Below are 7,882 nucleotides of genomic sequence, written 5' to 3'. Positions count from 1 at the left end.
GGCATTTTTCGAAAACCTACCCGTCCTTCCTTACCGTTAAGGAAGGCTCCACCTTTCTCTCCAAGCCTCTCTTCCCTCAGGGACGAGAGGATGTAACCGCCCTCTGGTGCTCAGAACCGCTATGCTATAAGGTTGGCGGACCATCAAAGGTCTACGCCAGGTTGTGCGGGATGGGACCGCCTGGGAAAAGAGATAATTGCGAGTTCTAAAGCGTACCCTATTACCGAGACATTGGGATTTTCGGCATAAAACATAAGTTGTCAAATTATCAAAGCTTTCAAATCATTCAACTTCAATGTCTTTAACAATGTTATAATTTCTTTTTTCTCAGGTGCAGTTATTCTCTCACTTTGACTTTTGTACTTAAGAAAAACTTCAGTAAGTAAATAATAAGGTCCAGCTATTAAAGCACTCTCTTCCTGAAAGCAATAAATTGCCCAATTTGCTGAATATAGATTTAACAAGTCTAGATAACTTCCACCTTTTTTGATTCTATCGATAATTGTTTGAAGAAAGCGATGAACTCGAGGTTCGAGAAAAACTTGTTGTCTATAATTTGTTATCTCTCTTGCATCTTGTATCCACTCAAAAAATGTTTGCTCACCTATATTATTAGAAAGGATAAAAGAATCAGGATAAGTGATCGTGAAACATTTTATAGTCTGTTTATGATCATTATCTTGTTTTAATCCTTTGGCCTTTTCACCGACTTTTATCTCCAATTTATTTAAACCATTCTTCCTAATGATACCAATTTGGTCAAAACCAAGAATTGCCTTACATGAATAAAAAACAGAATAATATAATTGAACTGTTGCCCAAGAATAACTTTTCTCCTTAATAGACTTTAAAGCTTGCAAAAAGGAAAACAAAGAATTAAAATAGAAGGACACAGAATCACGTTTTTGGCATTCTTTTAAATTCTCCAATTCTTCTAATGTTACTTCTAGTTCTCCTTTAAACTTATAATCATTAGATTCTGGAGGAAGTCCTTGTTGCGTTCTTGCTAAAACTTCGCAAGCTATCTGTAAATCACGTCGCTTAAAAAGCATACTCATTTTCTTCAGGAAGAACTTTATTGATACATGTTTCTAAATACTCATATATTACCTTACGCTGAGTTTTACCATCATAATTTTTAATGTCGTATCTAGTTAAGATATAATCATTTAAATTAAGTATGTCATAAATTGTATCAACCTTAAAATCACTACGCTCTGCACATTTTGGTATCACTAAATTACATAAGACGTCAATTGCTGCATAAAATCCAGCATTCATTAAAAATGGATTTCTAGACTTATTGGTCCAAATACCTTCTTCATCATACCATTTTTTCAAAGCTTTGAAATAATTTAAAATGGTAGCGCGCTGACTTTCTAAACTCATTAATCTATATCTTGCAAAAACCCCATTTTCTGTTAATCTGTCTTTCAATACAGAAACAATAGTAGACATATCTACACATCCAGCTCCACGAGGAGTTCCAGGAATCTTAATCAATTTATAATAAGGGGATTCTTTCTCGTCATTCAAATAGTAGACGATATCATTAGCCCTCACTATAGGCATATCCGGATCATTCTGTTTTATTATACCAAAAAGATCATAAATCAAACTTTTTTGAACCGGTCTCTGCTCAGTATTTATATTCAAGAATATCTTAGCTGCTGCTTCAGTTTCTAAGTTATTTGTCATTATTACTAAGATATCCTTTTCTCCTATCGTTTCATCCTTCTTCATTGCTCGTTCCAGTCCTGCCATTCTATGTTGACCATCAAGGATTTGAGCAGAAGCAGCAACTAAAGGTATTTTGATTGCATTGTTTTCTGGGACAATACTAGCATCTTCATTTGTCCAATTTATAAGAAAAGGAGTATAGAAAATATTACCAGACAACACATATTCCTCTATCGATTTGAGTCGAACAACACTTAACATTCTTTGAACAGCTCCTTTTTCATTATCTAACCCTCGCCGTGCTACATATTGAATATAATCAAGATCTTTGACCTTCATCATAAACACAAAAGCATCAATTTCTCCCATTTTAATTGGAAGCATTGGCATACTTATGAAATTATTACTATCCATATTTGTTATTTTTATATGTCACCAATACAGCGTCCCCACTATACTACAAGTAGTTACACCTATCAGTTTTATGAAAATTGTTATTAAAGAAAACTTTAAGTACCTCCCCACGCCTTTGGCGCAGGGAGGTGAGCGGTACGTTACTTACTCTTCTTGCTTTTCTTTGCCTTCTTTGAAGGCTTGGCGGTTCCTATCTCGCCCTTTTCCTGCATGTGCTTGTGGAGACCTTCGAAATCACCACGCTCGGCAGGAGACTCATGGTCTTCTATCGGATCGCATGGAGCATAACCGATTCGCTCGTCTGGACTCATGATGTAACACTCTACATGGTTGCCGTCCCATATTGGAGTATCGAGGGTCCAAGAGAAGTTGTAGGTTACTCCTTCTGGAGTACGAACTTTCTTCTCTTTGGTGAAACCCGAATAGAGGCGAACTCGGTTTCCCTTGCGAAGATTCGTATCGGGAAACTCATAGAGGCGGGCCTGGCTATAAATAGGGAAGCCTTCCGCATTGTAGAGGTAACGTACGAGCATGAGTCCTTCGAGGTCGCAACGTGCCGCTGCTTCCAATTCGACGTACTCATCCTGTTGGCCTCTGTTGTAAAGACCAGTGATTCTTAAATTAATCATAACTTGATTGAGTATTATAAAATGTAGAAGCAGTACGATTGTTTGGATTGTAAAGCGACAATCGTAAAACGCTTATTTTTCTTTGCGTAAGATGGGCGGGTAACCCGCCGTAGTATTGTTCCCCATTGCAGTATCGCTCTGCGCTTGTCGCCACTCGAATGGGGATGTTTTTTAAACATTCTGCCTTTTACAGGCGCGAAATAAAATCATCTGCTGTATGTTCTGTTACAATATCGACAGAAAACCAACGCTTGCCTAAATCTTTTAGAGATGCACCAAAATGATAAACGATATCGTCTATAATAAGCCAACGATCATGTGAACGCTCAAAGGTATGAAGTCTTGTCGGCTCTAAAGGATACTGGGTGTTATAATTTGCTATAGCATCACATAAAGCAGGTGTTGCAAATCGACTTTTCACATAACAATCTAAAGTTACGCCTGTATTACGCTTATGAAAACGATCCAAGAGAGAAGCTGTTATATAGTCATCAATTAGAACGATCCTACGTTTAGCCTTTTGGATTAGCTCCTCTACCAAGACAAAGGCATCAAACATTTGTCCATCAAAGAAAATCCCCAATTTTTGCTTAAGCGAACCATCATCTAGACGACTCATAATCTGATCAAAACGAGCATCTATATTTTTCAAGCCTCGTTTAGTTTCTATACGAAATGCTTCAAGCGACTCTATTCTCTGAAATAATCCTGCATTAGAGAAGATAAATTTGCGCATGGCAACAAAAACATCGATTATGCGAATGCTTGTCTCAATAGCACGGTCACTTTTCAATACGGATGACAATTGGCTTACACCTTGTTCAGTAAAAGCAAAAGGAGGACGTCTGACTCCCATCTTTATAGCCTGAATTTCATTTTCACTCATATAATTGGAGGTCACAAATTGTGACTTCCAATTATTCCATTCCTCTTCTGTCAAACGAAACATATAATAATCAGGAAAGCGCTTCATGTTACGCTTTACTGCCTGATTAAGAACTTTTGTCTCAACTTGGTAGAGCTGGGCGAGGTCACGATCAAGCATCACCTGCACGCCACGAATAGAATATATTCTCCTTTGAATTTCATTTTGAGAAGGCAAGAGTACTGATTGCCCTGACAATATTGTTAAGTTGTTATTATCTTTAGACATATGCTATTATTCTACTTTATTTTTATAGAAAGCAAAGATACAACTTTATTTCGGAACAACCAAGAGATTTTCAAAAAATCTTGCGTAGAAGAAAGGAATCTACATTGAACCCATCCAAGACTGTTGTTCTGCAACTACTAATTTATTTAAGGTCGGAAGCATCTGCTCTATCTTGCGACACTTCACCTTATTGTAATAGAAGTCGATGTCATCTAGCAACTCATTGGCTTTCTCTTCTTTCATGTCCCCACCATAACCACCTGCTACTACACAGATAGCACCAAGACGGCGTGCGTCCTTGTCTATGCTGAAATTATAGACACCTCTTAGTATCATGGGAAGAGTATTATAGATGACATTGCAATAGTGTAAGAGGTCTTTGAAATCTTCTGATTCCGTAAGCCAGGCTTCAAGCATCTCTTCTTGGTATTGACGAAGAAGCAATAAGTACTTTTCCTTACCTACCTTACCTTTTATGTTTTGGGTCATCACCCAGAACAGGGCATGGGATAGGACTATTTTGTCTTCTGAAGGGTGGTAATAGAAGAGGTCGTCTTTAGGGCTATTACTCTTAGCCCATTGTTCTTCTAACTTACCGAGCATTTCCTTTCGGAAGGAATTTCTTTCTTCTTTGTTCATTGGTATATTGCTATTTTATTTTCCTCATTGCAGTATCGCTCTGCACTTGTCGCCGCTCGAATGAGGAGTTTATTCTTTTTAAGTCCCACAGATTGCACAGATTAACACAGATATCTTAAACCCGTGCGGTCTGGGGGATTAAGGGCACGCGGATTTCGCTGATGACGCAGATCTTTTGAGTTGTGCGGAATACGATGGTGTTTAATTTTATTTTGTTCCTCATTGCAGTATCGCTCTGCACTGGTCGTCGCTCGAATGAGGAATATTGTTTTATTCTACTTTTGATAGGATTACATCTGGGGAGGTACCCATCAGAGGCAGTATGTTCCAAAATGGAACTAACTTCTTTGGTTTCTGCTTCCTTCCATCCTTGAAGACCAAGCCTTCTTCTATTGAAATAACTGTTCGTACCAACGAACCTATTTCTAATTTATCTTCGGTAACCTTACGAAGATTATCAAGATAGGATTTCTGCAACTCCCTTAAATCCATGATAATGCTTTTTGAACTGATTGGCGGTCACGAATTACACATAGCATATCTTTGCTTGCTCCTGCCGCAGCTGCCATATCATACATGGTTATCTTGGTGTCCTCACCTGTCTTGTCCGCCTGACGTTTTGCACGTTTCCAAGCTCTGTCTTCATGGGACTTATCAGATAGGTCAAAGGATTCTACATCCTTGCACTTTTCAATCCATTTATCCAACATCTTCACATCAGCTACAGATAGTTCATCCATATCGCATTCCGCATTTTTGGAAGCAAGAACAAGCTGATGACCATCCTGAGAGATAGCTATATTCAATGAATTTGCAAAATCCTTCAATTCTGGCGAAGAAAGGTCTGCCTTGCCTTCAATACCACGCAACACCTTATAGGTTAAAGCTGGTACAGGACCATGCTTTCTTGCTACAAAGGTATCGTAAATGATTGGCAATCCATACTCTTTCAACAGATCTTGCTGCGCAAAATACATGACCTTAAAGAGATGAATATAATCAACTCCTTCAGGGAATGCTTTCAGTATGTAAAGCACTACTGCCTTTATTTTCAAAATCTGATCTATTGTCTTCATTATTGTATCTCCTTTTTTCCTGCAAATATAAGGGTTTTCTTTGAAACTACCAAATTTTTAGGGGAGTTTTTGCTTTGTGCTCTAATGTCCCACAGATTGCACAGATTAACACAGATATCTTAAACCCGTGCGGTCTGGGGGATTAAGGGCACGCGGATTTCGCTGATGACGCAGATCTTTTGAGTTGTGCGGAATACGATGGTGTTTAATTTTATTTTGTTCCTCATTGCAATATCGCTCTGCACTAGTCGTCACTCGAATGAGGAGGTTATTCTAAAGTTCCACATCATCCAAATCCACATCCGACAAGTCTGCTCCAATAATCGTCACTCGATTGTTGTATTTACGTATCTCATGCCCATCCTTTATTTGCTTGGTGTAGCGATTGGCATCCAACTGGAGGCAACGACACACATTGCGACTTGCTATTTCCATGTTCTTGTCGATAATGATGATTTGTGCATCGTGGTTCTCTCGCAACATATCACAGAAATAGTTGTCGGCTGAAGAGAATGAATAGCCAAGAATGATGATCTTACTTGCACGCAGCACCATCTGAGAAGCATGATACCATGTATCAATGTAATGCTTGGATATGACAGGGCGCAACTTTAATGGTGGCAAGAATGATGGGATGGGTATAGACTTGTGGTCTGGATCAAAACTTATCTCGGCTGCAAGTTGATTCTTGAAAAAATCTTCTAAATCAATGGTCGTTAAATCATCATGCAGAAAATCGTTCTTGTTCTCTACATCTACATACTCTTTGAGTGAGCCATGGAAATAGAGAGCAGTCGGAGAGGCTTGGGAAGCATACGATGTATAGTTGAACGTGATGACTTGGCAGTCTTTTCCATCCAATTGGTCGTAAATAGTGTGGTTGTCTTTGTTCTCTACAGCCACATTCTCCTGCGCCTTTCGCTGCTCCTCGCTTACCAAGTATGCCCATAGAATCCAGGATATGTATAGATAGTCGCGGATATAACTGTTTTGCCCCGTATAAAATCCATAGAAATACCCTGCGAGCAATTGTTCTATATCGAGCATATTTTTATAGATATGGCGCAAGATGGGATTGTTCGACTCATGGATGCTTTTCTGAAGTATCTCTACGATGATGTTCTTGAATGTGTCGGTATAGTTGAGATGGCTTAAATCTATGATGCTGTCATCTTTTACAACCGTATCAAACACCTCTTCTATCAAGTTCATCGTCTCGGCATCAATCTCTGCTCCTTTCTTGAAGTCCAACACCTTTTTGAAAAGGCGAACGATAAGCATACCCAACTTGCGTTGTGACTCATCAAGGTTTGCGTTGTTGGCAAGTTCGTCGTTGATATTATGGCAAATGGAAACAATCTCCCTGTCCAAGTCCTTTGCCAAACGGTCGATGGCTGTACTCACAAACTTGTCGAAATGGAAATGTACTCTGCCTATTGCCTTGCGCAAAATGGCATCAAGCGTCTTGCCTTCGTCGGTTTCCAAGAAATCGACAATGCGAGGTATAAGGTCGGCTGATGTCGGCAAGCCTATTGTGGCATCCACTCCAGCACCGAGCACTACCAGACTAAGTGGCTTATCCTTGCTTCCCAATATTTTGCGAGCGAATTCCTCACCAAAGAAATATTGGTTCTGAGTCTTTGCCTTGGGAGCAATTTGATTGGCTCCGTTGTTGATATCAAATGATGTATCTGCCATTTTCAAAATTTGAATGTTAGAAAGAGGGTTAGGATACTTTCCAAAGTATCTTAGGATACTTGGCGAAGTATCTTAGGATACTTGCCCATGTATCTTAAGATACTTTTTGGGGGGTGTTTTAGCGACCTGCTTGACGGATGGTCTTTTTGCGGACCGTCCAGGCAGTATTGATTGCCACCCGGATGTTGTCGATGGTCTGTCCTTTCTCCCATTTCGGCACGAAGGGAAGGAGAAGGGAAATGAAACTCTGCTTCACTATCAGCTCATCGGTAAGGGTAGGCTCTTGCTGTCGCATGGTTGCCACCACCTCGCCCAGGTCTCTCGCTGTCTTGCAGGAGCGAAGGAGGGTGATGTAGCCTCGCAAGGATTCCACCTTATTTATATATATAGACAAAGCCTGTTCTTCCTCGGTGAGAGGTTGAGATGCTTCGCCATCCTTGGCAAGCGTCTTCTCTGCGAACTGGTCGCCATAGAAGTTTTGCTCTGCCTTTGTAGCGTTGGGGAGGATTTGGTTATTGCCTCCGTATATGTTGAAAGTTACATCTGACATCGGAAAAAGGTAAAAAAGTAAAAGGGTAAAAAGGTAAAAAAGT

General features: G+C 39.7%; 9 protein-coding genes. All 9 read right to left on the bottom strand.

Going from position 1 to position 7,882, the window contains the following annotated elements; translation table 11 throughout:
- Nucleotides 1-260 precede the first annotated feature (260 nt).
- The 9 genes from ACQRBJ_RS09155 to ACQRBJ_RS09115 all read right to left on the bottom strand — a co-directional run bounded on the left by ACQRBJ_RS09155 (nucleotide 261) and on the right by ACQRBJ_RS09115 (nucleotide 7,839).
- Entirely contained in the window at nucleotides 261-1,058 is a 798-nt protein-coding gene (locus ACQRBJ_RS09155) for a hypothetical protein (RefSeq protein ID WP_445303421.1), read from the bottom strand.
- On the bottom strand, nucleotides 1,042-2,094 hold the full coding sequence (locus tag ACQRBJ_RS09150; protein ID WP_445303420.1) for a DGQHR domain-containing protein: 1,053 nt from the start codon (nucleotides 2,092-2,094) through the stop codon (nucleotides 1,042-1,044). The genes ACQRBJ_RS09155 and ACQRBJ_RS09150 overlap by 17 nt, the downstream gene beginning before the upstream one ends.
- 140 nt (nucleotides 2,095-2,234) lie before the next feature.
- The gene (locus ACQRBJ_RS09145; RefSeq protein WP_445303419.1) at nucleotides 2,235-2,723 is read right to left on the bottom strand and encodes a hypothetical protein; all 489 of its coding nucleotides are present in this window, start codon (nucleotides 2,721-2,723) and stop codon (nucleotides 2,235-2,237) included.
- A 187-nt stretch (nucleotides 2,724-2,910) separates the two neighbouring features.
- Entirely contained in the window at nucleotides 2,911-3,876 is a 966-nt protein-coding gene (locus tag ACQRBJ_RS09140; protein WP_445303418.1) for an ORF6N domain-containing protein, read from the bottom strand.
- 99 nt (nucleotides 3,877-3,975) lie between these two features.
- The gene (locus ACQRBJ_RS09135; protein ID WP_445303417.1) at nucleotides 3,976-4,515 is read right to left on the bottom strand and encodes a hypothetical protein; all 540 of its coding nucleotides are present in this window, start codon (nucleotides 4,513-4,515) and stop codon (nucleotides 3,976-3,978) included.
- A gap of 270 nt (nucleotides 4,516-4,785) precedes the next feature.
- On the bottom strand, nucleotides 4,786-5,007 hold the full coding sequence (locus tag ACQRBJ_RS09130; protein WP_445303416.1) for a hypothetical protein: 222 nt from the start codon (nucleotides 5,005-5,007) through the stop codon (nucleotides 4,786-4,788).
- Nucleotides 4,998-5,591, bottom strand: coding sequence for a Panacea domain-containing protein (locus ACQRBJ_RS09125; RefSeq protein ID WP_295347590.1), 594 nt, complete (start codon nucleotides 5,589-5,591; stop codon nucleotides 4,998-5,000). The genes ACQRBJ_RS09130 and ACQRBJ_RS09125 overlap by 10 nt, the downstream gene beginning before the upstream one ends.
- A gap of 273 nt (nucleotides 5,592-5,864) precedes the next feature.
- Entirely contained in the window at nucleotides 5,865-7,289 is a 1,425-nt protein-coding gene (locus tag ACQRBJ_RS09120; RefSeq protein ID WP_445303415.1) for a hypothetical protein, read from the bottom strand.
- 118 nt (nucleotides 7,290-7,407) lie between these two features.
- Nucleotides 7,408-7,839: a hypothetical protein gene (locus ACQRBJ_RS09115; protein WP_445303414.1), complete on the bottom strand. Its 432-nt coding sequence runs from the start codon at nucleotides 7,837-7,839 to the stop codon at nucleotides 7,408-7,410.
- Nucleotides 7,840-7,882 lie beyond the last annotated feature (43 nt).

It is taken from the genome of Prevotella sp. SGI.167 (assembly GCF_050313615.1).
In the GTDB taxonomy this organism is placed as follows: domain Bacteria; phylum Bacteroidota; class Bacteroidia; order Bacteroidales; family Bacteroidaceae; genus Prevotella.
The sequence above is the reverse complement of the archived record's forward strand: the minus strand, read 5'-3'. Positions and strand labels throughout refer to the sequence as shown.

What these genes read in the sequence shown, in the direction of transcription:
- ACQRBJ_RS09135 (WP_445303417.1), bottom strand. Translation starts at nt 4,515, where the DNA reads ATGAACAAAGAAGAAAGAAATTCCTTCCGAAAGGAAATGCTCGGTAAG.
- ACQRBJ_RS09115 (WP_445303414.1), bottom strand. Translation starts at nt 7,839, where the DNA reads ATGTCAGATGTAACTTTCAACATATACGGAGGCAATAACCAAATCCTC.
- ACQRBJ_RS09145 (WP_445303419.1), bottom strand. Translation starts at nt 2,723, where the DNA reads ATGATTAATTTAAGAATCACTGGTCTTTACAACAGAGGCCAACAGGAT.
- ACQRBJ_RS09130 (WP_445303416.1), bottom strand. Translation starts at nt 5,007, where the DNA reads ATGGATTTAAGGGAGTTGCAGAAATCCTATCTTGATAATCTTCGTAAG.
- ACQRBJ_RS09120 (WP_445303415.1), bottom strand. Translation starts at nt 7,289, where the DNA reads ATGGCAGATACATCATTTGATATCAACAACGGAGCCAATCAAATTGCT.
- ACQRBJ_RS09150 (WP_445303420.1), bottom strand. Translation starts at nt 2,094, where the DNA reads ATGGATAGTAATAATTTCATAAGTATGCCAATGCTTCCAATTAAAATG.
- ACQRBJ_RS09155 (WP_445303421.1), bottom strand. Translation starts at nt 1,058, where the DNA reads ATGAGTATGCTTTTTAAGCGACGTGATTTACAGATAGCTTGCGAAGTT.
- ACQRBJ_RS09125 (WP_295347590.1), bottom strand. Translation starts at nt 5,591, where the DNA reads ATGAAGACAATAGATCAGATTTTGAAAATAAAGGCAGTAGTGCTTTAC.
- ACQRBJ_RS09140 (WP_445303418.1), bottom strand. Translation starts at nt 3,876, where the DNA reads ATGTCTAAAGATAATAACAACTTAACAATATTGTCAGGGCAATCAGTA.